Here is a 25,330-nt window from a genome sequence, read left to right on the forward strand (position 1 = left end):
TTAATGACTATGTTCTGATTCGCCCTTTTTCATTTCTGCCATAAGGTAGTAGGCATTATTAAAGGCATATTGTGTATCAGGCTCTTGTTCCTTTAAAAAATCTATGGCAATCCACTCGCCATCGTGAGTGCCTTTTGTGACTTCTACGGGCGTAAACTTCCAATCCTCGCCTTCCTTTTTTGCTGTAAACACAAATGACTTTTCGCCATCGGCTGCAATGGCGCTTTCAGGTATTGCCGTGGTCATTGTATTGTCAGTTTGAATCCGCCCTTGGATGTACATTCCTGGTATTAGATTGCCTTGCTTGTTCTCGATTTCTGCGTGTACGTGCAATGCTTTGGGATTTTCCTCAAAAGTTTTTCCCACAGAATAAATTTCTGCGGTCAGTTCTTGGCCCTGATTGGATTGTACATTGAACGTAACCATCTGCCCTTTTTTGACTTTATACACATCCTTTTCAAAGACCATCAAATCTGCGTGAACGTGGTGGGTGTCCACGACTTCCATAAGGTCGGTTTGCGGTTCTACGTACTGACCTGTTTTTACCTCTACTTTTTGAACGTATCCTTCTATGGGGCTACGCAAGGCCACACGCTGATAAATAGTTCCCTTTCTAACGCCAGAAGCGCTAACATATAGTTGTTGCAGCTGCGCTTCCAGACCGTTGGCCATACTTCGGGATGCCTCATATTGAGCTTCTGCTTTTTGAAAATTAGCACCGCTGCCTACACCAGCGTCATATAAAGTCTTTTGTCTTTCAAATTCCTTCTTAAGATATTGGTTATTGCTATACGCATTCAGATAATCCGTCTGTTTTTGAATGATATTAGGATGGGATAAATAAGCGACCGTTTGCCCTTTGTTGACCTTATCGCCCTCAATAACCTCGATGGAAACCACATTTCCACCTATGACCGAAGTGATAGTCGCTTCATTCTGAGGTGGAACTTCCAGTTGGCCATTTGCTTCCACATAACCGCTCATATTTCGCATATGTAGGGTGTCGATTTTCATTTGTAATGCATCGAACTGTTTGGCCGTAAGCATCACTTCTTCAGCTTCGCCCTCTGTGTGTACTTCTTCCATTTCGGAATTTCCCTCATCGTTTTCGGCAGTCTCAGATTTAGAGTCGCCGCAAGCTGTTAGACCTAAGAGCATCATAAATAATCCGATAACTGTATATTTAGATAGATTTTTCATTTCTTATTGTTTGAAATATTGTAGTTCGAAAACTGATTTTAAATAATTGTCGAGAGCGTCCAGCGCATCCATTTCCGTCTGAATGGCATCCCGTATAATTTGCGTGAACGCTGCATAGTCCACCGCCCCTTCTTTATAGGCGAGCAATGCACCTTTGCGTTGTTCTTCTGCAAGTGGTAAGGCTTTATCACTATAAAAAGCCCAAGAGCCTTCCCATTTTTGATAAGCTTGTATTGCCTGCTGATATTCAGATTGCAATTGCCGTTTGGTAAAATCTGCATTTGCTCTCGCGATTTCGTTATCTATTTTAGAGGCTTTTGCTTGGCTACGTACCACACCTGAAAAAAGAGGAATGGAAATACCTGCCTGATAACTATAAAACCCATTATTGTCGTTTACTCTTTGAAGTCCGCCCTGTAAGTTGAAATTGGGCATCAAATCGGAACGCGCTGCTTCATAGTTAGCTTCTGCTTCATTAGTGCGCTTTTGCGAAAGTTGTAGTTCTGGATGTTTGCCTAAATCTGTGTCCATTCCCAATATGGCAACCTCACTACCTTCTAAAGTTTCAGGAACGGAATAATACGTGTCTGATACCAACCAAAGATTCAATTTTTGCAGGGCAATGGTATAATCACTTTCTGCCTGTTGCAATTTGTTACTGATTTGCAAGGCTTGATTTGTGGCAGATGAATATTCCAGTCTTGAAATAGCTTCCACCTCAAAGTTGAGTTGAATGGCCTTTTCAAATTGTGAATAGATGGAATCCAGTTCACGGTACAGTTCAAATTTCTGCCTTTGCTGATAGGCTTGTGACCAAGCCTTTTTAACTTCCCGTTCTACCTGAAGTTCAGAAATCTCAAGAGCTGTTTCCGCTAAAGCGATACGCTGTTTTTGCAAACGCTTTTTAGCACCTATACCGAATAGGTTGATATTCTGCTGTCCTAAACCAACCAAAGTGTAAATACCCTGACTATCCGAAATTTCCTCGCCACCCGTGAACACTTGGGTATTTCCAAAATCGTAAGCTGTACCCTTTAGCACAGTTTGTTTTTGAATTTCCAACTGTTTCGTTTTCAAGAGCGGATAGTTTTCCTTGGAAACTTCTACCGCTTTTTCCAATGATATAACTGGCAGGGAATTATTCTGAGGAACTTCTTGTGCCTTAACGAAAGTAGATGTAAACAGTAAACAGACTACCGCAGTTGCAGTAACGAATTTTGGATTGACTTTCATCTTACGTTCCGAACGTTTCTCGACCCATTGATAAAAAATAGGAAGAATAAAAAGTGTCAAGAGCGTCGAAGTTAGCAATCCACCAATGACAACGGTAGCTAATGGTCGCTGTACTTCAGCCCCAGCCGATGCTGAAATGGCCATTGGAAGAAACCCTAACATATCAGTCAAGGCCGTTAGCATAATAGGACGAATTCTACGTTTAGTACCTTCTATAATTCGCTGTCTTAAGTCGGTACCGCCTTCTTCTTTCAGCTCGTTTAGTCCACTTATCATTACCAATCCGTTAAGTACCGCTACCCCGAATAGCACAATAAAACCTACCCCTGCGGAAATGCTAAAAGGCATATCCCGAAGCCATAGGGCGAACACACCACCTATGGTCGCCATTGGTATGGCCAAATAAATCATTAAGGTCTGCGGAAAAGATTTTAATGCGAAATAAATCAGGATAAAGATTAGCATCAAAGCAATTGGGACAACCGTTTGCAACCGATTACTGGCACGTTCAAGATTCTCGAATGCACCGCCATAACGAATATAATATCCTGGGGGAAGGTCGAATTGAGCATCCAATTTTGCCTGAATTTCTTCGACAACAGATTTGACATCACGGTCACGAATGTTGATACCTACGTATGTTCTACGATTTGTATTATCACGGCTTATTTGCATTGGACCGGATTCGTAGCTCACGTCCGCGATTTCCCGAAGTGGGATTTGCGAACCATTAGGAAGATTTATGAACAGGTTTTGGATATCGGCAATACTTTCCCGATTCTCTTTTTGTAGGCGTACGACCAAATCGAACCGCTTTTCGCCCTCGAAAATAACACCTGCTTTTCCACCTGCAAAAGCAGCTTGTAATACACTATTGAGCTGGTTGATTTCAAGACCGTATTGCGCCAGCTTATTACGGTTATAGTTAACCGTAATTTGAGGAAGGCCATCGGTTGCCTCTACTTTCATATCTGCAACACCGGGAACGGTCGCTATGATTTTGCCCATTTCCTCGGCCTTACTTGCGAGTATATCCAAATCTTCCCCGAACAACTTGATAGCGACATCTTCACGAACGCCTGTAAGCAATTCGTTGAATCGCATCTCGATAGGTTGTGTAAACTCAAAATTAACACCGGGAACTATTCTAATGGCATCCTTCATTTTTTCCAACAGTTCATCCTTACTCTCAGCGGATGTCCACTCATCGCTTGGTTTAAGGATAACGAATACATCGGCAATATCCATCGGCATCGGGTCGGTAGGCACATCAGCCACACCGATACGGCTAATGATAGTTTCTACTTCGGGAAATTCAGCCTTTACGATACGCTCAATTTTTGTTGTGGTCTCAATGGTTTCAGTAAGCGAACTTCCGGGCTTTAAAATGGCGTGGAAAGCAATATCGCCTTCGTCCAATTGTGGTATGAACTCGCCGCCCATTCTGGTAAAGGCAAAAATGGCAACTACAAAAAGTGCAACGGCAATGCCTATAATCACTTTTCCCTTGACGAGTGATTTGGTAAGTAGCGGCTCATACTTTCGCTCTATCCAATGGACGAACTTATCGCCATAAGATTGTTTTTCTGATTTTGGCGGTCTTAGGAAAAGAGCCGAAATCATTGGCACGTAAGTCAAACAAAGTAGCATTGCCCCAATCATCGCAAAGATGAAGGTCAACGCCATAGGCTGGAACATCTTGCCCTCGACACCTTCGAGAGCCAGAATAGGAAGAAAGACAATAAGAATGATGAGCTGACCAAAGAAGGCAGCGTTCATCATTTTTTTGGATGACTTTGCAGCGATTTCATCTCGTGTTTCAGAACTTACAGCTTTCTTTTTCACTACATATGAGTACATTAAGAAAACGGTACTTTCCACGATGATAACCGCACCATCTACGATAATACCGAAATCGATAGCCCCCAAACTCATTAGGTTAGCCCATACATCAAAAATGTACATTAAGATAAAAGCGAACAATAATGAAAGGGGAATAGTGGATGCAACTATTAAACCGCCACGCCAATTACCCAAAAGCAATACCAAGACAAAAATTACAATAAGACCACCTTCCAAAAGGTTTCCAGTTACTGTTCCTGTGGTTTCCGCAATCAATTCGCTACGGTCAAGGAAGGGTTTAATGCTTACCCCATCTGGAAGGGATTGCTGAATCTGTTCCATCCTTTGGGTAACATTTTCAATTACTTCGTTGGAATTAGCCCCTTTCAGCATCAAAATCATTCCACCCACGGCTTCGCCCTTTCCATCTTTGGTCAGCGCACCATAGCGCACGGCACTTCCCATAGTAACGTTCCCTACATCCTTTATTTTTATGGGAATACCGTTGACAGTTTTGACAACCATATTTTCGATATCCGAAACGGTTCTCGCCAAACCTTCGCCACGTATGAAATTGGCTTGATGGTTACGCTCGATATAAGCACCGCCTGTATTCTGGTTGTTATTTTCCAAAGCGGAAAACACATCCGAAATCGTGATACCAATGGCACGAAGTTCGTCAGGGTCAACAGATACTTCATACTGCTTTTTATTTCCACCAAAGGCATTTACTTCGACCACCCCAGTTACCATAGCCATCTGTCTACGAACAATCCAGTCTTGAATCGTTCGCAGTTCTGTGGCAGAATATTCGCCTTGGTGTTCTTCATCAACTTCAAGGGTGTATTGATAGATTTCGCCCAATCCTGTTGAGATAGGTCCCATTGAAGGTTTACCAAACCCCATTGGTATTTGTTCCTGTACTTCTGTCAGCTTTTCGGCAACGAGCTGTCTGGGCAGATACGTTCCTACATCATCGTCAAATACAATGGTTACAACAGAAAGCCCAAAACGAGAAATCGAACGGATTTCTTTAACGTTGGGCAGATTGCTCATAGCCACCTCGACGGGATAGGTTACAAATTGCTCAATATCTTCTGTACCCAGATTGGGCGATTGCGTTATAACTTGTACTTGATTATTTGTAATATCGGGTACGGCATCAATGGGAACTTGGGTCATACTATAAATACCAGCACCTATTAATGCAAGTGTGAGTAGCCCAATAATAAATTTGTTATTGATTGAAAAATCAATGATTTTATTAATCATAGATAGAGTATTAATTCAGTTTAAATTCTCTTTAGGTACATTGAAAAAAATTCAATGCACGATTTTGACGAATCCAATAGATGGACACGTCAAAACGGGATGTATTTATCCTATAAAAACTGAATTATACCCGAGGGGGTTGTAAAAGGGAATGTGGAATATCTTTGCCAAGGTTCTCAAAATGGGCAAAATATTGGTGTGGAATTGCGGGCTGTAAGGGTTCAAAAGCAACAAGCCCGAAATTTATAGTGTGAACGTGGCAGCAATGACATTGGCAAAAAGGCGAGCAAAACTCACAGTCTTGGTCGTGATCGCCATCAAAGTCAATTACCGTAACAACTTGGGAATCATCCTCGCTATAATTCATATCATTGCAAGGCACAGCATTAAGTGCCAAGAAATAAAACGAAAGTATGATTGCTATAAATTTCACAATGCAAAGATAACAGAATTTTTTTGCAACTGTGTTGCAAATGATTATTACATTGATTTAATAACACTACCGCAGGTCAACATCGCATCGCCATAATAAGGGTTCTTTATTTCTTCTTCAGTACTTAACCATACTGCGCCCTTATTGTTGTTTGCCATTGGGCATTTTTGGACATAGTAATTTGTTGAGTTTTCTATGTTCATAGCAATAGGCACGATATTCTCATTAAGTATCACAAAATGTGCTCGCTGGTTTTCCAGATTTTCATTGGTTGCAATGGCATCCAGCATCTCGATACTTTTGGTAAGATGTTGCTTTTCCATTTTGCCTAAATCCGATGTAGAAATTTCCTTTAATTTTTTTGATGTCGCTTTCGCGAAAGCGGAAATCTGACCAGCATCGCTTGCTACAAGAGCATCTTTCATTTTAAGATATGATGGTAATGCTTTATTGAATTCAGTACTAAAGCTATTACTGAAACTCATTTCCATATCGCCCATCATAGCTGATTCATCCTGCATCATTTGCTGATTCATCATTGATTTTTTACCTTGTAATTGAGCAGCAGCATCTACTGTAAACGTTCCATTAGTTACTATTTCATCGCCATTATTCAGTCCAGCCGATACTTGGTAATTTTCGCCAGAGCGATTGCCCAAGGTTACTTCACGCATTTCAAAAACAGGTTCGTTAGGATTGGTTTTTAAATATACCAATGAACGCTCGCCCGTCCACAGTACAGCACTTGCGGGAACAGAAAGGGTGTTTTCCATAGTTTGGGTTGCACCTTTTACCTTACCTGTCACAAACATTCCTGGCTTAAATAGGTCGTCTCGATTTTGTAAGGTTGCACGCACCGTTACTGTACGTGTGGCATTGTTAAGCATAGGGTCGATGAAAGAGATAGTTCCTTCAAATTCCTTATTGGGATAGGCATTGGTCGTAATGTTGATTTTTTGTCCAACCTTAAATTGTGCAATCTGATTTTCGTATGCATCAAATTCTGCCCAAACCGAATTAAGATTGCTCAACTTCACAATAGGCTGTCCTTGATTAACATAATCGCCTTGTGCTGCCATTACTTCTGAAACCGTTCCTGAAACAGTTGCATAAATAGGGAAGTTTTCTCGCACCGTTCCACTTTCTTCTATGGCATTGATTTGTGAGTCCGAAAGTTTCCAGTTTTTGAGTTTATTGCGCACCGCTTTATATAACGCTGGTTGCGATGCTTTCAGCGATGCAGCTGTAATTAATTCCTGCTGCGCCGCGACAAGGTCTGGCGCGTAAATGGTTGCCAGTAACTGACCACGGTTTACTTGCTGACCGTCATAATTAACATTAAGTCGCTCAATCCTTCCCTTAAAATAACTGGCTTGCACGGTATTATTTTCTTCGTTTGCAGCTATTTTTCCCGAAAGGGATATCATACCATCATCATCGCTGGATTGTGTATTACCTACGATAGTGGTCTGGATATTTGCCAGCGCCATTGCGTTTTCGGTCATTTTAATCTCGTTTATTGCGAGTCCTTCAGCACTCGATTCGGCAGGAATTAAGTCCATTCCACATATAGGGCAATCGCCAGCTTCGGGTTGCATTATCTGTGGGTGCATTGAACACGTCCACATTTGGTCTTCGGTTTCGCCAGAGCGGTCGTGGTCTGACATTTCAGACATATCCTTATTTGAATCACTTGACCCATTTCCAAAAATGAGCCAGCCTGCGCCCAAACCTACGATTACGGCTATTGCTATATATAAAATGTTCTTATTCATAATCTTATTTTTCGTTTTCTAAACGTTCAATCATCGCCTTCATTTCGGCAATTTCCTTACGTTGAGCTTTGATGATATCTTCAGCCAATTTTTTGACTTCTGGGTCTTTAATGTCGGCACGTTCACTTGTTAATATTGCTATAGAATGGTGTGGTATCATTGCTTTCATCCAGAGTACATCGCCCACGGTTGACTTTTGGTCGCGTACCAGCCCTAATGCACCTACAAATAGAACGATGCTGCCCAAGACTATAGCTATGTTTTTATTTTTATTTTGATACATACCACGCATTGCAACAAACATTATGATGGCCATAGCTGCGATACCAAGGCAGACCATATAGAAACGCGTAAGGCTGAACCAAACGTGGTCCCATTCATAGGTATTTAAATACATCGTGATATACATTGCTATAAAAGAGCAAGCCAGCATCGCTACAAAGCGCGTATAATGATTTTTTGATTTTCCTGAATTTGTGTGTTCGTTTGCATTCATAATTTTTGGTTTTATAATTAGTTATTAAATTGACTTTGTTCGCAGTCTAAGTGCATTGGCAATTACTGATACTGAGCTGAAGCTCATTGCCAAAGCCGCAATCATTGGCGATAAGAGTATTCCGAAAAAGGGGTACAGCAGTCCTGCCGCAATCGGTATTCCTAATGTGTTATAAATAAGTGCAAAAAAGAGGTTTTGCTTAATATTGCGCATTACTACGTGACTAAGATTACGTGCCTTTACAATACCGTGCAAATCCCCCTTAACTAAGTTAATGGCGGCACTCTCGATAGCAACATCCGTTCCCGTGCCCATTGCGATACCTACATCGCTTTTAGCCAATGCAGGTGCGTCATTAATACCATCACCTGCCATTGCAACCACTTTACCTTGCTCTTGTAATTTCTCGACTTCCTTAAGCTTGTCTTCGGGTAGCATACCTGCTTGAAAATCTGCAAGGTTCAGTTCATCTGCAACAGCTTTTGCGGTGTCGTGATTATCACCCGTAAGCATAATGACTGCAATTCCCTTATCCTGCAAATCCTTGATAGCTTTTGCGCTCGTTTCCTTGATTTTATCGCCTATGACCACGTAACCAGAAACTTTACCATCAATGGCTAGATAGGAAACTGTCTTACCTTGCTTTTGATAGGATTGCGCTTCGTTTTCCATCACTTCGGTAAGCGTGGCATTCGCCTGTTCCATCATTTTGGCATTTCCTAAAGCCACTTCTTTTCCGTTCACTTTCCCTTCAACACCTTTTCCAGTAACCGCACTAAAACTATCAGCTTTTAAAAATTCTGCGCTTTGTTCTTTTCCATATTTTACCGTTGCTTCCGCCAAAGGATGTTCACTTTGGCTATTAAGGGATACAATGTATTGTAGCACTTCGCTTTCGCGAAAGCTTTCATCAAAAGAACCCACTTTTTCAACTGTAGGTTTTCCTTCGGTAATAGTTCCAGTTTTATCCACGATTAAGGTATCAACCTTATCCATTTTTTCAAGTGCTTCGGCATTTTTGATGAGCACACCATTTTGTGCGCCTTTGCCGACACCCACCATTACAGACATTGGTGTAGCAAGTCCCAAAGCACACGGACAGGCGATAATCAATACGGCGATTGCATTGACCAAGGCATAAACATAGGCTGGTTCTGGCCCCCAAATTGCCCAAACACCGAATGTTACGGCAGCGATTATAACGACGACAGGCACGAAATATCCCGAAACCGTATCTGCTAATTTCTGTATTGGCGCACGGCTACGACTGGCATCATTGACCATCTGTATAATCTGTGAGAGTAGCGTATCAGAGCCTACCTTTTCGGCTTTCATCAAAAAGGATTGGTTACCATTGATTGTTCCGCTACTTACTTTATCATCTACTGATTTGTTTACGGGAATAGGTTCGCCCGTAATCATCGATTCGTCGATGGAAGTTTCACCTTCGGTTATTACACCATCCACAGGAATTTTATCGCCAGGCTTTACACGCAAAATATCATTTAATTCAATTTTATCGATGGCTACTTCCTGCTCTTCACCATTTACGACCTTAATAGCTTTGTTAGGTGCTAATTTTAAAAGTTCCTTGACCGCTGAATTAGTCTTGCTATGCGCACGAGCTTCAAGCATTTGACCAAGTAGTACCAAAGTTAGAATGACTGTTGCCGCTTCAAAATAAACGTGAACCGTTCCCGCTTCGGTCTTAAATTGGTCAGGAAAAAAGTCGGGAACGAGCATCCCGAATACACTAAAAAGCCAAGCTACACCTGCACCAATGCCGATGAGCGTAAACATATTAAGGTTCCACGTTATTATACTGCGATAGGCACGTTCAAAGAACATCCAAGTGGCATAGAAAACCACAGGAATGGAAAGTGCAAACTGAATCCAGTTCCAGTATTTTAGCTCTAAAACATCATACAAAGGATTTTTAGGAATCATCTCGCTCATTGCAATTATAAAAATGGGCAATGTAAAGGCTACGGCAATCCAAAATTTCTTCAGTAGTTTTTTATAGCTCTTTTCCTCTGCGGACAAATCAGGTTCCATCGGTACTAAATCCATACCGCATATAGGGCAACTACCAGACTCGTCCTTTATGACTTCTGGGTGCATAGGACACGTCCATTGTTCTGATGTGGTTGCAGAAAGATTAACTTCTTCAACCAAATCCATTCCGCAAACAGGACAATCGCCAGGCTTATCGTAAGTCTTGTCGCCTTCACAATGCATCGGGCAATAGAATGTTCCTGTACCTTTTTCTTTGGGTTTCTCAACTTTCTTCTTATCGTTGATGTGATGATGTTCCCCATTTTTATGGATGCTATACCGTCCACCATCAGCTTTCAGCGCTTCTTGAAATTTATCGATGGCAATATGAGATTCCATTTCTATGGTCGCTTCGGCCTTTTCGAGATTGACAACCGCATTAGTTACACCTTCGACTTTTGAAAGTGTCTGCTCTACGTGATTTCGGCAACCGTTACAGGTCATCCCTTGTATGTGATATGTATGTTTCATTTTTTATTCAATAATATGCCTGATACGAGAAAGGTTCTAACTAACCAACCATCAATGAAAAATCACTTTCCCGTATCAGGACTTAATCTTTTTGTAGGCTTTCCATATAGCCTATAATTTCTTTTACAGCGGTACTATCTAATCGTGCACCACCGTGGATGAGTGTGTAACTGACCAGAGGCATTTCGCCACTTTCTATCTGCTTTATAATGGAACGCAGCTTGCTGTTCTTCCTACGACTGGAATAGGTGTCCCATTCATTAAAGTTTAGTTCATCCTTTCCTTCCTTGATGTGGTCTTCCAGAAACCAAGCGGCAGGCTGTATCTTGCTGTACGACGGATAATCTGTATTGTTGCTATGGCAATCATAGCAGGAAACCTGCAACTGATTTTTAATCGTTGCAGGTACTTTATTCACTAACATAAAATCACTTTGTGGTATGGTATCGCTCTCGTTCAGGGTTACTGGAAAGAACTGAATCACTACCAATGCCACAAGGGCAATCCACGCTATGATTTTAAGAAACTTCAATTAGTTGATTTCTCGTTGAACCTTTCCGCATCTCAACATTTGGCTTCCGTAATAAGGATTCAACACGTTTTCTTCTTTGCTCAACCACGCAGTTCCACCATCATACATAGGGCAAAATTGCTCGTATAGTTTCGCTTGTGTACCTGTGATGGCAACCATATCGGTTACATCCTTACTTAATATCTTAAAATGCTCACGCTGGTGCTTAATATCACTTTCTGAAATATGCTCTGCGTGTTCTGTGGCATCTTCGATAATGTCATTTAATTCTGATTTTTCATTATAAGAATAGTTTGAAGCATCAAAGGATTTAAGAGATTGAGCCAATGCATTTCCCAATTCTTTCGCCTTGCCATTATCATCGCCTACAAGCGCATCTTTTAAGTTGAAATAGTCATTTAGGATTGCTTCTGCTTTTGCATCTTGGTTGTCACTCATCGCCATATCGTCTTTGTCATCCATAGACTCTTGGTGCATCTCGTTACTCATAGGTGCAGCCGGTTCGTTCTTGTTTCCATCTTTGCAGGAAACCGTTAGTACCATTGTCACAGCAAGTGCCATTGTTCCTATCGTTCTTGTTACTATTTTCATATATTTTGGTTTTAAGGGTTATTTTTTAGAATAATAGATTCCCATTTCGTTAAAAATGGGAATCTGTTGTTTTGATTATGCCAAATAGGCTTCACACGCATCAGCACATTTTTTACAGGCTTCTGCACAATCTTTACAATGCTGGTGGTCGTGATTGCCACATTCATCGGCACATTGCTTACATATTTCGTGGCATTTTTCTACCATCGCTTTCGCGAAAGCGGAATCCATAGCCAGCAATTTTACCGTCGTGCTACATACTTCGGCACAGGCTCTATCCGTGCGAATGCAGTCAACCATCATCTTGATGTTGTCTTCATTTAGACAAGCATCTGAGCAGTAATTGCAATGTGTGATACAGTTGTTTAAAGCTTCAATCAATTTTGAATTTTTCATAGTTTATAGTTTTTATTAATATTCAGTTTTAATTTTTAAAATCTTAATGACAGTCCGCCACCAGGCCCAAAGCGGTTGTCAAAACTTCCCATTAATGAGAAGTTTCTACTTAGCACATATTCCAGTCCAACTTGCCACGTGGTTTCTTCTTCAAAGTCCTGACCTTCGGGCAACTTGCCGTCCCAGCCAAAATCCATCTGGTATTCATACTCGCCATAAATCCCCAATCGTGGGAAAATCATAAAACCAGTACTGAAACTTACCTGTGGTCGCAGTTTGCTATCTATTCTGAAATCTGAATTAATGAGCAATGGCATTAACCAACGGACACCAGCAATGGCGGTCGTGTTTATTTCTTCAAGGCTGTCTTCGCCTTCATTCTCTACGTTTACACCACCAAATACACGGAAGTAATCATTGAGATAGCGCTCATATGTGAACTCTGCTTCAAGATTTTTGTTCCAGCCATATTCGCCCCTAAAGGTAAATTGATTTCTAATGTTTGTTGCGGTAGCGTATAGCTCGGTCATATGACTCGCAGCCGTGATTTCGCCCCAAGTAAATATGTGGTCTGCTTCATTGGTAAGGTTGGTAAGTGGATAATCATTTAGACGCTGGTCACGAGGTGTATCGTAACTAAAAACCCTTGCCATACCGCTCATCATATGATAAAGGATGTGACAATGGAAAAACCAATCACCGGTTTCGTCAGCAGCAAACTCAAATACAACTTTCTGCATTGGCGCCACGTTTACTGTATGCTTTAGTGGCGAATACTCGCCGTTCTCATTCAATACTCTAAAGAAGTGACCGTGTAAGTGCATTGGGTGGTGCATCATCGTGAGATTATTGAGAGTAACACGCACGACTTCGCCTTGTTTAATTTTAATCTTATCGGTTTCTGAAAGAGGAACACCGTTGATAGACCAGACGTAACGGTTCATATTTCCAGTAAGATTGAATAGCATTTCCTTTACGGGTTTATCGTTTTCAAATACGGTCTTTTCAGGCGACCGTAAATAGTTGTAATTGAACTCTGGATTACCCCCCGTTTTCATATTATCACCTACTACTTTATCCTTTGGCACCATATAGCCCATCTTCATTCCGTCCATTTTCATATCACCATCCATATCCATATTTGCCTTTCCTTTCTTCATCTTCATTTCGGTCTTGGACATCTTCATTTTGTCGTCCTTCATATCCATTTTAGAATGGTCCATTTTATTGTGAGCCATTTTGGTAGAATCCATCGCCATTCCATCCATTTCCATCTTTTCATCTTTCATAGACATACCATCCATTTGCATACCGCCCATTTCCATTTTATACTTTTCCATTACTTGAATGGAATCGTTTTTTGATGGGTTGAATTTTGAAGCAGGTGCGCCCATTTTCATTCCCATAGACATCATTTGCTTCATATTCTTAATAAGATTGGGCTCTGGAACTACAGGTGCTTCCAATACATTTCCAGTACCTATAAACGCCGAAGCTTCGCCAGAACCATCCTGTGCCGTAGCGCGCACTTGCAGTTTTCCATTTTCTGGAATCGTCACTATAAAATCGTAGGTTTCAGCAACACCTATCAAGGTTTTGTTATGCGGTACTGGAACGACATCCAGCCCATCGGCAGATACGAGCATCGGATCTTCGCCACCAAATGTGAGCCAGAAATAGGAAGCTGCGGCTGCGTTTACAAATCGAAGTCTCACACGTTCGCCAGGCTGAAAATCTGGGTAATCCTGTGAAGCACTACCATTGATAAAAAATTTGTCAAAATAATTATCTGAAATTGCCATATCAGGCATACGCTGCCACGCCATCTTTAACTTGGCACCTACCGCACCTTGTGCAATTAATTTATCAAGACTTTGAACCTGTCCTTTTTTAATCAAGTACCATTCGTTACCACGTTTTAGATTTTTAAGTTGGGATTGAGGACTTTCATCTATCCAATCTGATAGTACAAACACTAAATCTTTATCGTATTCTAAATCAGTTTCTTTTGGGTTAATTTGGATGGAACCATATACACCACGTTGCTCTTGCAGACCAGTATGCGAGTGATACCAATACGTTCCAGATTGTTTTAATGCAAATTTGTACTGTTGGGTTTCGCCGGGATTAATAGGTGGCGTTGTTAGGTATGGAACACCATCATAGAAATTTGGTAGAATTAAACCGTGCCAATGAACAGATGTTTCCACATCCATATTATTTGTCACATTTATAATGGCAAACTCGCCTTCATTGAACTCAAGATTGGGTCCAGGTATGCCACCATTAATGGTCATCGCCTGAACATCCTTACCCGTAAAGTTTACGGTTTTATAATCTATGGTTAAGTCATAAACACGTTCTGGCCAATTATCAACATTTTCTTCGGTCTCGTTCGCTACCAATTGAGCTTTTGCACCAAAAGCGATGAGCATCGTTAGAAGTAATGTGATTTTATATTTCATAGTATTTAATTTTATTTTGATAAAATTACCGCTGTAAATCAACAGCTTGTGTCATAATTATGGTTGTTATCTACATAATTTTGTCCAAGGAATTCCTAAAATTTTTCTGTTGGGATTTATAAGCTGTCAAGCTCATTCCCGTCTGATTTTTAAACTGACCGCTCAAATGATTGATATGGCTATAATTCAACATTTGGCTTATTTCAGTAAAATTTGGTTGCTGTGTCTGGATGAGTTCTTTGACTTTTTCAATTTTCAGTTTGATGAAATATTTCTCAATCGTAATACCTTCGGTGGATGAAAAAACCTTGCTTATTTTGGAATAGTCCTGATTCATTTTCTGCATCAATAAATCAGACAGTTTCCCATCCATGTCAAGCGGTAAATCTTCCAGCATTTTCAATAGTTGAATCTTGACCTGCTCGGTAATCCTATCTTCTGCCGAATCGATAATCTCAAAATCATTGTTGATGACGATGTTTTCTAAAACCTTGAGTTGATCCTCATTTTCAATATCCAATTGTACACGGCCCAACTCAATCTCAATCAAACGTATTTCCTGCGCCTCAATTTCATTTTTAAGCACCTTGATACAACGGTTGCACACCATGTTTTTTATGTAGAAATCCTTGATCACGGTTGGTTTATTAAGTAGTTCATCATGGCTTGCTGCTCATAATACATCTGGATCGATGCTATCTGATTCATCTGGAATTTGAGTTGCAGTTCCTGAATATCCAGCACATCGTTGAAATCTATGGTGCCTGTCTCGTAATTCTTGACTAATATCTGCTCCGCATCTCGAGCTTGTTTCAGGTTTTTTTCTTGCGTATGGAATGCTATCTTGGCTTGATTTCGTAGGGAGTTCGCTTTCGCGAAAGCGGATTCCAACACATTCAATTGATTGCTTTTCTGAAATTCTATTTCTTGTTGGCGTAATTCATTCTGCTTTGTGATGGATTTATACCGATTGTTGAAAATGGGAATCGTCATTGTCACCATAGGCATCAAAACGTCCTTTCCATTATCGCTAAACATCGAGTTGTCATTTCCTGTTACTGGCAAATAATCCACGCCAAATCCAAACATAGGTTGCGCTTCCCGTAGATTGAGTAATTCCGATTGGGTTACAGATTCGTAAAGTTTATCGTACTTGAGCAACTCAGGATTGAGCACCAGGTTGTCCATATTATAGACAAGATCATCGGTCGGGATCTCCATCATAATTGGAGTTTCAAGTAAAGTGTTTTCTTCCTGGTTGAGCAGGTTATTGAATGAAATTTGTGCAGCTACAAACTCTTCTTCCAGCACTTCCTTTTGTTGCTGTAGCTCATTTTGTCGTATCTGCAATCGCAGAACGTCGACCGCACTGGCTTTACCAACTTCTACTGATGTGAGCGCTAGTCGCTCATAGGTTTCCAACAATTGGATATTCTCGTCAAGTACCTTTTGCTTAGCTCTTATGGAGTATAACATGTAATAGGATTGAGCGACCTGTAATGCCAACTTACGCTTTGCGATAGTGACTTCCACATATTCTGCATCTGCCATGGAAGAGGCATAATTTTCCTTTGCAGTAATTGTCCCAAACCAAGGCAACATCTGTTTAAAACCTATGCGTGCTCGTTGCGCGCCCACTCTGGTTTCTGGCTCACTCACAAAATACCCAGCGCTGAATTCAGTATTAGGAATCCAGTTGGCCTCGTTTACCTTTTCTTCGGCGATGTTGTACCGCAATTCAAAGGCTTGGATTTCTGGATTATTGGCTGCGGCTTCCTGAATGTAGGATTGTAATTGTTGCGCTTTCGCGAAAGCGGAAACAAACAAAAACACGAGTATATATTTTAATTTCTTCATCTGTTTGCTCTTTTAAGTTGGTATTCCTTTTTCCAGCTGTATAAGACTGGCAGTAAGAAATAGGACGTAACATCGATTATCATTCCACCAAAAATGGGAATCGCCATCGGTATCATTATATCGCTTCCCTTTCCTGTGGATGTGAGTACTGGTAGTAGTGCCAAAACTGTGGTTACGGTTGTCATCAAACACGGACGGATACGTTTTCCAGCCGCTTCCAAAGTGGCGAGCCTTATACCTTTTTGAGAATCTGGCTCATTGCTTTTGAAGGATTGGTCTAAATAGGTGGCCATTACCACACCATCATCTGTGGCGATACCAAAAAGGGCGATAAATCCTACCCAAACAGCCACACTTAAATTGATGGTTTTCATATTGAACAAGTCCCGTAGATTCTCGCCAAAAAAGCTGAAGTTGAAAAACCAATCCTGACCGTATAACCAAATCATAATGAAACCACCTGCAAAGGCTACAGCAATGGCAGTAAAAACCATAAGAGAAGTAGAAACCGACTTGAACTGGAAATACAAAATCAAGAAAATGACCAGCAAACAAAGTGGCACAACTACCGATAGCGTTTTTTCTGCCCGTAATTGATTTTCATACGTTCCTGTAAATCGGTAACTGATTCCTTGTGGTACGACCAAATCGCCATTATCTATTTTCTGCTGAATGAGTGCTTGGGCATTTTCTACCACATCTACTTCTGCAAAGCCATCGAGTTTATCAAACAGCACATAGCCAATTAGAAAAGTATCTTCACTCTTAATGACTTGTGGTCCTTGTTCGTATCGAATTTCAACCAATTCACCCAGCGGTACAGGACTGCCTTTTTCTACGGGAACGTAGATGTTTTTAAGGTCGTCTGGGTTTGCCCGTAGCTCTCGTGGATAACGAACCCGAACGGCATAGCGTTCACGACCTTCCACAGTTTGTGTGAGTGGCATACCACCAACCGCCACTTGAAGGATTTCCTGCACATCCATTATAGATATGCCGTAACGAGCCAATTGGTCTCGCTTAATATCTATGAGCAAGTACGGTTTGCCCACGATTCGGTCTGCAAAAACGGCTTGTTCCTTAACGCCTTCAGCTTGTTTTAGGATGTCTTCCAGTTGAAGTCCAAAGTTTTCTATCGATTTTAAATCGGGACCTTTTACCTTGATGCCCATCGGTGCTCGCATTCCCGTTTGTAGCATTACCAATCGGGTTTCGATGGGTTGCAACTTGGGTGCCGATGTCACGCCTGGTAATTTGGTCACTCGTACAATTTCGTTCCAAATATCGTCTGGACTGCTGATTTCTGGTCGCCAGTTTCGGTAGTATTCGCCATCTTCATCTTCAATCAAATCATTGCTTGTGGCAGTAGTCTTGAGCGAATCTTTTCCATAGTTCACATCTTCATCTATCTCATTGTTTGGGTTAATGATGAATTTGTTGTTTTTCAGTACAAACAGGCCGTCGTCATTAACTTCATAGCGTTGTCGCTTACCAGATTCGTTGCGCATATATTCAGATTTATACTGAATCATATTTTCATACATCGATAATGGTGCTGGATCCAGTGCGCTTTCTGTCCTTCCAGCTTTCCCCACTACGGTTTCAATTTCATGAATACTTGCCACAGCCATATCGAGCTGTTGTAGTACACGCTTGTTTTCTTCAACACCTGCGTGCGGCAAGGATGTAGGCATTAAAAGAAATGAACCTTCGTTGAGTGCTGGCATAAACTCTTTGCCCGTATTACGCATAATAATGAAACCGAGCACGAGCACAGTGGTGGGAATTATCAAGAATAGAAACCTGTTCTGAAGTGCCCATCTCAAGATGCGCTCATAGTAGATTCTAAAAATTGAGAACACGGCCAGCAACCCAAAACAGATGATGGAAACAAATATTAAGTTCATCACGATGCTGCGGTCAAAACCTAATGGTCGCCAGTATTCTGCCAGAAGCAGCACAATCGCTGTGGCCGAAATAATAATATTTATGATGTTCTGGTTCAGCGTGAAGCTGTACTTATAAATATGTAGCTGGTATTCTTTTCTCGCTTTGAGTAAAAAGAAAAAGCCACAAGCCGCAAATGCCACGAGAATCAAACCTAACCAATAGCCATAAATAAATGCAGCCACACCCAATACCGCAAGGACTCCATTCAATAAATGCTTTGAACGTTTCCTGATGTTTGTCTTACGAAAAAGGAATGCTGCAAAAGGCGGAATCAGGAAAAGGGCAATGATAAGCGATGCTGAGAGCGCCATTGTTTTGGTAAAGGCAAGCGGTCGGAATAATTTTCCTTCCGCACCAATCATAGTGAATACAGGAAGGAAACTGATAATCGTTGTTAAAACTGCAGTCAGGATAGCTCCTGAGACCTCCGCAGTTGCGTTGTAAAAGATTTCATTTGTTGTGAATGCTATTCCGCTTTCGCGAAAGCGTAATTTTTCATCTTCTAAATGCCGTATCATATTTTCGGCAAGTATGACGCCCACGTCCACCATTGTACCGATGGCAATGGCAATACCTGAAAGGGCAACTATGTTTGCATCTACATTAAAGAGCTTCATCGTAATAAAAACCATCAAAACGGCTACGGGCAACAATCCTGAAATAAGGATGGACGCGCGCAAGTTGAATACCATTATGATAATGACGAGAATAGTTATAAGAATTTCCAGCGTAAGTGCCTCGTTGAGCGTGTCCAACGTTTCTTCTATAAGTTCTGTACGGTCGTAAAATGGAACGATGGTTACTTGTGAAGTGCGACCATCTGCCAAGGTTTTGGTGGGAAGTCCAGAGCTTAATTCTGCAATCTGAGCCTTAACATTATTAATAACCTCCAGCGGATTTGCACCGTAGCGAGCGACTACAACACCACCGACGACCTCGGCACCTTCTTTATCGAGAATACCACGCCTAGTAGCTGGGCCTAAATGAACGTTAGCGACATCTTTGATACGGATGGAAGTGAAATTTTCAGAATATACAACAGCACTTTCAATGTCTGCGATAGACTTTACATAACCCAATCCGCGAACAAGATATTCGGCTTGATTGATTTCGAGCGTTTGTGCGCCTATATCTTGATTGCTCTGCTTTACGGCTTTGACTACATCGCCCATACTCACATTATATTGGCGCATTTTTTCTGGGTCGATATCCACTTGATATTCCTGAACATAACCACCTATGGAAGCCACTTCAGAAACACCACTTGCAGATGATAGCCCGTACTTTACATAGTAATCCTGTATGCTACGCAATTCCTGTAAATCCCAACCGCCAGTTACATTGCCATCTTTATCACGACCTTCCAACGTATACCAAAATATCTGTCCTAATCCTGTGGCATCTGGCCCTAATGATGGGTTAACACCATTAGGTAAAAGGTTTGCAGGAAGTGAGTTCAGCTTTTCAAGTATGCGACTGCGTGACCAGTAGAACTCAATGTCTTCTTCAAAAATGATGTAGATGCTGGAAAACCCAAACATTGAAGAACTACGGATGGTTTTCACCCCTGGAATACCGAGAAGGGAAGTGGTAAGCGGATATGTGATTTGGTCTTCTATATCCTGTGGCGAGCGGCCTTGCCATTTAGTAAAAACAATTTGCTGGTTCTCGCCAATGTCAGGTATGGCATCTACGGCAACTGGGTCTGTTGGCAAAAAGCCAGTTTCCCAATTAAAAGGCGCATTGACCACGCCCCAACCCACAAATAGGACGAGAAGTAGAACGGCAACAAGTTTGTTTTCTATGAGAAATTTAATGCTCTTATTCAGCATGGCATTTGATTATTAGAGTTTTGGAATTGCGTGTTGCAAATAATGGTAAACACGAGTTTTAGCCCACTACAGCGTAGCTGTTGGGCTTCATTCTAAAAATCTAACAAATCAAATTAAGAAAGTCTGGTGCAGCACTTGCACATCCCGTTTGACAAAGGGTCGCGGGTAATCTTCAAAAGGAACTTCTTTAGATTCGGTTCCTTCAAAAAGGTTTATATAAGAAAAGGTAAAAGCAGCGATGAACGTTTGCTGCTCGAATGAAAGCGTGTCAAAAGATATTTTAAGGTCGTCCTTGCCTTCCTTGACTATTTGCTGGTCAGTACAACAGGATTTTTCAGTCATTTTAGGATTCTCACAACTTTTTACGGGTTGCGCTTTTTCCATTCCACAACCTTCAGCCTTTGAGAATAAACTGAAATCGACCAAATTTTCCCCACAATAGTGCATATCCACGGTAAATGACATTGTAGAGAACATCACTACGAAAGCCATCGAAATGGATAATATTTTATGGGACACTTGCTTCATTGTTGCAAAATTACAAAATCTTAACAGTTTTTATTGGGATTAACACAAATTTAATTTGTTTGCTACATTGAACTGATGTAGAAAATAATCATATTTTATTTAAAAATTAACCACGCTATCCAATGCATCATCAGCATCTTTATGGATGAAATTAGCTTGATAACGTATAGTAGTCGTTACGGAAGAATGACGATATAGTTTCTGTAACATTTGAATTGGGATTTTATCCCCGGATATATTTCCAAAACTATGCCTGGCTATGTGCATACTAATGTTTTTATTTATGCCGAGTTGTTTAGCAGCAATCTTCAGTCTTCTGTTCAAGTTTCTGGTTATAGATTGAGTTCGCTTTGTCACTTCTTCAGAATCGCTAAGGTTTACACTTTTTAATTGGGGAAATACAAGACCGCCATATGATGATTCTTCTTTATATAAATTGAAAATTTCTATAGCCTTATCTGGTACTTTAAGAGAAACTAATTTACTGTTTTTGTTCATTCGATAGTGTAAGCGTCCATCATTGAAATCTGACCACTTTAATTTTAATACATCACCAACTCTTATGCCTGCGAAGTAAAAGCTTACAAGCCAAATATGGATAGCTTTTTGTTGGACTTCCGTTATTCCTTCTGCATTTTCTAACTTCTGAATCTCTTCTGCTGAGAATCCTATTTTTTGTGATTCGGGAATCCTAATTGTCATTTTTCCTTTACCAAATGGATATAAACCTCTATCGGTAATTGCTTCAGAAATAGCTAAATTAAATATTGTTCTTATGAGGATTAAGTAGTTCACTACCGTTCTTGGCGAAAGGTTTTTACTATGTAATAAGTGAGTTTCAAATTTTTTCAAAACTGTAACATTAAGCTTATTGAAGGGAAGTGAATCTTTAACAAGAAATTCTTTAAATTTTTTTAATCGACCAAATTCAGTATCATATTGATGGTGTTTGTTTCTGTTTTTAAGGTTTTGAAGATGCATTTCAGCCACAGCGAAAAAATCAAGTCCTTTGGTAACTACAATTTTATTTTTTATTTCTGAAACTGTTTGGTATTCAGGATTCATTTCAGATTTTATGACCTTATCGTTTGCTTCTGCAACCTTAGTGGTTATAAAATTGTTCAATACATTAGAATTAGGGTGCGATTTGCGAACATTCCGGTTAATCCTATCCCAATATTTTTCCTCAATATATTGACCCGTATTTAGATAAGAGCTTTTACGGTCTTTTGTAATCCTAATTGCAATAGGAAGCAACCCAGCTTTGTTTTTCTTTTTTCTTAACACTACCCGAACTGTTGCCATAACAAAATATTTAGGTCATAAAGATAATCATTTTAGGTACAACATAGGTACAACATTTGTTGGTTTTGTTTGATATCATATGTTGTCAAATTATATTAAATAGTATATAAACAATTGATTTTCAATGTTTTTATATTAAATTGATAGCATAGTATCAAAAACTCATAACCCGAAGGTCACTGGTTCGAGTCCAGTTCCCGCTACTAAGTAAGACAGGCCACCTTTACGGTGGCTTTTTTTATTGTCTTTACTTTCTGAATCCCTTGCTATATCTCCGATTGCAGATAGTAGCCCATTTATTTTTTTGGTTCGATATTGCCTTGTTTCGGGATTAATGACTAAACCTTCAGGAAAAAGAGTTTTTTGAATTTTCAATTTTTGATGGATATCTCCCGAAGCCCAGTGTGCACTGATGTTTTGGCAAAAATCCAAGGCGCTATTTATTAAATCTACTTGGTTCGATAATTTTTCTGGATTATCCTCTAATTGGCTCTTTATTCTCCTAATATCATTTTCTAATTGAGTTTTGACTTTCTCATATGTGCTTTCATCGGCACTATCACTCAGCAAGAATTTTTCATTAACCTTATCCAATTTCAGCTCAAGTGTATTCAATTCCTTTTTAAGGACCCTTGCGCTGTTCTTTTTCTCATTGGTGTGTTCGTCTATCAATTTTTCAATTTGTGCTTGTAGAAGTCTTCTTTTAGAATTATCCAGGTCAAATTTAGATAGGAATTCGATGAAAGAATTATTCACACCAGGCTTTCTGCTTCTTGGTGTAGTATATGCATTCATATTTCCACCTTTTCCGTGTTGACATTTGTAATAGTGGACCTGCTTCTTCTTGGCGATATAGCTTGTGATTGCTGCACCACATTGGGAACAATAAATAAAACCAGTCAATGGTCTATGTTTACTTACGGGAGCTTTCTCATATCCAGATTTACGGTTTCCTCCATCTAAACGCTTTTGAACCTGGTCCCAAATTTTTTCAGTTACCAGTGGTGGCCAATTCCCTTTAACAGGAGCGTCAAGCATTGCATTAGTATTTACGCCTACGTAAAATGGTTTTCTCCACATAGCGGAAAGATTTTGCTTGGATATTTTGTAATGAAATTTATCCAGTAGTTTATACCGAATATCTGCATCGGTCATACCTTCTGCCTTCCATTTCCATGCCTTTCTGAGAATCTTGCCAACCTCATTTATCTCGATTTTTTGACCTTCTCTTCGGTTTTCGAAATTAGTTACTCTCTCACCAAACATAGTATAGCCTTTAGGTGGTCTACCCAGCCAGAAGCCATCTTCTAAAAAATCTTTTAGGGCAGGTAAAGTGCGCTCCAATCTGACCATATTTTCACGTTTCGAGGCAAGAAGTTTATCATATATTTCAAGACGGTCCTTTTCATCCTTAGTGGTTAAACCAGTGCTGGTTTCAATTAAGTGTACACCAACATTATTCACTAATTCTTCAACTAAACTTATAGCTCCACCACCTGAGCGAGAGAAACGACTTATAAACTTAATAGCGATAGCATACGGCTTACGTCTGGCCTTTTTAACACTATCAAAAAGTTGTTTGAATTCCTTTCTGGTAAAGTCTCCCGTTGCACTTTCGTAAGTTCCTCCATGTTCTTTTGTTATAGTGTAGCCATGTAATCTTGCATAGTCTCTAATATTGTTTATTTGCCCTTCAATGCTATATTTTTTCTTGGTCTGTTCTTTACTGCTGACCCTGGTGTACATCCATATTTCCTTACTTTTACTTAGGGCCTGGACCTTGCCATTTTTTTTATATCTATAAAATTTATTTAAATCCATATCAACTTACTTTTAATCAATTATATCCAGAATCATTCTGGCCAAAGCGAAAGCATCATTTATCATCTCTTCGCCCTTCATATTATCTATCTTTTCAAAACCTTTAATTTTTTTTAATTCTTCAAGAGTGAGTTTATTCGACTTGAAGTCATCATCCCAATTGGGGTCATGCATATTTTCAATTCTCCACTATTATCTTCTCTATTTATTTTTTACACGGTGGAGAGAGAAATCATCCTCTCAATGGAGGTTATTCCTTTAACGTCTGCATGTAAGCCAAGACAAAAAACTAATTCAGTTGAAACTCTTCTTCTCAAACCTATTACACTTTTCTCTAAAAAACAATGCTGTTATTGGTGAAAAAGGACAAAAATGTTGGAAGGTTAACATTTAAAACCCGATGATTGTGAAGAGTCTAAATAGGTATAAAAAAAGCCCCTGCTAATGCAGAGGCCATCATTAAGGGTTAAAAAAACAATATTCAACTCATGAATATATCCCATCTCTCTCCTTTGTTACCATCTTTAGATATGTAGTATATACCCGAATCATATGGGTCGTATTCCTCCAGGTCAACTCTATCAAACTTATTCATATTCTTAATCATTAAATTGATATCTTCAAGATATTTCTTGTTCTCGCTGTATATTACGAAATGGTTATGATGACCGTCTCGGATACCATAATGTTCGGTAGTAAAATACATTCGAAGCGAATTATTTACTTTATATTTAGTTTCAATCTTATTCCAAATTTTCTGCATTCGGTTATAACTGCTCTTGGAGCTCAACTCATCTCTATAAGAAATGGTGCCGAAAATATTCCATTCCATCTGAAAGAGAAATGTAGGCATATCCTCTTTGTGCCTTATACAATCCAAAAGTTTCTCCATATTTCTCATTCTTTTATTGATTCTTGCTTCATCCTCAAGCATTAAATCGAAATTGAAATATTTGATATGAGTTTCAGGAATTAATAATCTTTTACCAGAAGGTTTCCTTTCGTCTGCTTTTTGAGTATATTTTGAATAGAAGCGACTAACTGTGCTTCTGCTTACTTCAATCTTATTCAGGAATTCATTCATTGAATAATACTTCATTTAGATATTCATATTCTTAATCTTTGTTATTTATACCGTTATAAACAGTATGTAAAGAGGATATAAAGGAAAAACTTCCAGCCTCGTACTACTATAAATATGTCAGAAACGAGCAAAGTCAAATGCTTCTTCAATTTTTTTGCATTTTTATATCTGTATCAAAAATGACATAGTAAC

18 protein-coding genes are annotated in these 25,330 nt (G+C 39.9%); all 18 read right to left on the reverse strand.

Features of this window, described 5'->3' with window-relative positions; genetic code table 11:
- Entirely contained in the window at positions 1–1,200 is a 1,200-nt protein-coding gene (locus RE431_RS14635) for an efflux RND transporter periplasmic adaptor subunit (protein WP_309562716.1), read from the reverse strand.
- Positions 1,201–1,203: 3 nt separating this feature from the next.
- The gene (locus tag RE431_RS14640) at positions 1,204–5,547 is read right to left on the reverse strand and encodes a CusA/CzcA family heavy metal efflux RND transporter (RefSeq protein WP_309562717.1); all 4,344 of its coding nucleotides are present in this window, start codon (positions 5,545–5,547) and stop codon (positions 1,204–1,206) included.
- Between the two features lie 124 nt (positions 5,548–5,671).
- On the reverse strand, positions 5,672–5,980 hold the full coding sequence (locus RE431_RS14645; RefSeq protein WP_309562718.1) for a DUF6660 family protein: 309 nt from the start codon (positions 5,978–5,980) through the stop codon (positions 5,672–5,674).
- Positions 5,981–6,027: 47 nt separating this feature from the next.
- Positions 6,028–7,755 carry an efflux RND transporter periplasmic adaptor subunit gene (locus RE431_RS14650; RefSeq protein WP_309562719.1) on the reverse strand — a complete coding sequence of 576 codons (1,728 nt, stop codon included), beginning with the start codon at positions 7,753–7,755 and terminating at the stop codon, positions 6,028–6,030.
- A 4-nt stretch (positions 7,756–7,759) separates the two neighbouring features.
- Positions 7,760–8,251: a DUF305 domain-containing protein gene (locus RE431_RS14655; protein WP_309562720.1), complete on the reverse strand. Its 492-nt coding sequence runs from the start codon at positions 8,249–8,251 to the stop codon at positions 7,760–7,762.
- Between the two features lie 24 nt (positions 8,252–8,275).
- The gene (locus RE431_RS14660; RefSeq protein ID WP_309562721.1) at positions 8,276–10,777 is read right to left on the reverse strand and encodes a heavy metal translocating P-type ATPase; all 2,502 of its coding nucleotides are present in this window, start codon (positions 10,775–10,777) and stop codon (positions 8,276–8,278) included.
- 82 nt (positions 10,778–10,859) lie between these two features.
- Entirely contained in the window at positions 10,860–11,309 is a 450-nt protein-coding gene (locus RE431_RS14665) for a heme-binding domain-containing protein (protein WP_141876708.1), read from the reverse strand.
- Positions 11,310–11,900 carry a DUF3347 domain-containing protein gene (locus RE431_RS14670; RefSeq protein ID WP_309562722.1) on the reverse strand — a complete coding sequence of 197 codons (591 nt, stop codon included), beginning with the start codon at positions 11,898–11,900 and terminating at the stop codon, positions 11,310–11,312. It lies immediately after the preceding gene.
- Positions 11,901–11,975: 75 nt separating this feature from the next.
- Positions 11,976–12,296, reverse strand: coding sequence for a four-helix bundle copper-binding protein (locus tag RE431_RS14675; RefSeq protein ID WP_298350576.1), 321 nt, complete (start codon positions 12,294–12,296; stop codon positions 11,976–11,978).
- Between the two features lie 35 nt (positions 12,297–12,331).
- Positions 12,332–14,761 carry a multicopper oxidase domain-containing protein gene (locus tag RE431_RS14680; protein WP_309562723.1) on the reverse strand — a complete coding sequence of 810 codons (2,430 nt, stop codon included), beginning with the start codon at positions 14,759–14,761 and terminating at the stop codon, positions 12,332–12,334.
- Positions 14,762–14,831: 70 nt separating this feature from the next.
- Positions 14,832–15,398, reverse strand: coding sequence for a helix-turn-helix domain-containing protein (locus RE431_RS14685; protein WP_141876712.1), 567 nt, complete (start codon positions 15,396–15,398; stop codon positions 14,832–14,834).
- Positions 15,395–16,618, reverse strand: a complete 1,224-nt coding sequence (locus RE431_RS14690) for a TolC family protein (RefSeq protein ID WP_141876713.1) — start codon at positions 16,616–16,618, stop codon at positions 15,395–15,397. Before RE431_RS14690 ends, RE431_RS14685 begins: the two co-directional genes overlap by 4 nt.
- The gene (locus RE431_RS14695) at positions 16,615–20,400 is read right to left on the reverse strand and encodes an efflux RND transporter permease subunit (RefSeq protein WP_309562724.1); all 3,786 of its coding nucleotides are present in this window, start codon (positions 20,398–20,400) and stop codon (positions 16,615–16,617) included. The genes RE431_RS14690 and RE431_RS14695 overlap by 4 nt, the downstream gene beginning before the upstream one ends.
- Before the next feature lie 108 nt (positions 20,401–20,508).
- Positions 20,509–20,928: an HYC_CC_PP family protein gene (locus RE431_RS14700; RefSeq protein ID WP_141876715.1), complete on the reverse strand. Its 420-nt coding sequence runs from the start codon at positions 20,926–20,928 to the stop codon at positions 20,509–20,511.
- Between the two features lie 99 nt (positions 20,929–21,027).
- Positions 21,028–22,233, reverse strand: a complete 1,206-nt coding sequence (locus tag RE431_RS14705) for a phage integrase SAM-like domain-containing protein (protein WP_309562725.1) — start codon at positions 22,231–22,233, stop codon at positions 21,028–21,030.
- Positions 22,234–22,395: 162 nt separating this feature from the next.
- Entirely contained in the window at positions 22,396–24,054 is a 1,659-nt protein-coding gene (locus RE431_RS14710) for a recombinase family protein (protein ID WP_309562726.1), read from the reverse strand.
- 12 nt (positions 24,055–24,066) lie between these two features.
- A complete protein-coding gene (locus RE431_RS14715) occupies positions 24,067–24,228 on the reverse strand; it encodes a hypothetical protein (protein ID WP_309562727.1) in 162 nt (53 codons plus the stop codon).
- A gap of 307 nt (positions 24,229–24,535) precedes the next feature.
- Positions 24,536–25,153, reverse strand: a complete 618-nt coding sequence (locus RE431_RS14720; RefSeq protein WP_309562728.1) for a hypothetical protein — start codon at positions 25,151–25,153, stop codon at positions 24,536–24,538.
- Between the last annotated feature and the right edge of the window lie 177 nt (positions 25,154–25,330).

The organism is Christiangramia sediminicola (genome assembly GCF_031344135.1).
Taxonomy (GTDB): Bacteria; Bacteroidota; Bacteroidia; order Flavobacteriales; family Flavobacteriaceae; genus Christiangramia; species Christiangramia sediminicola.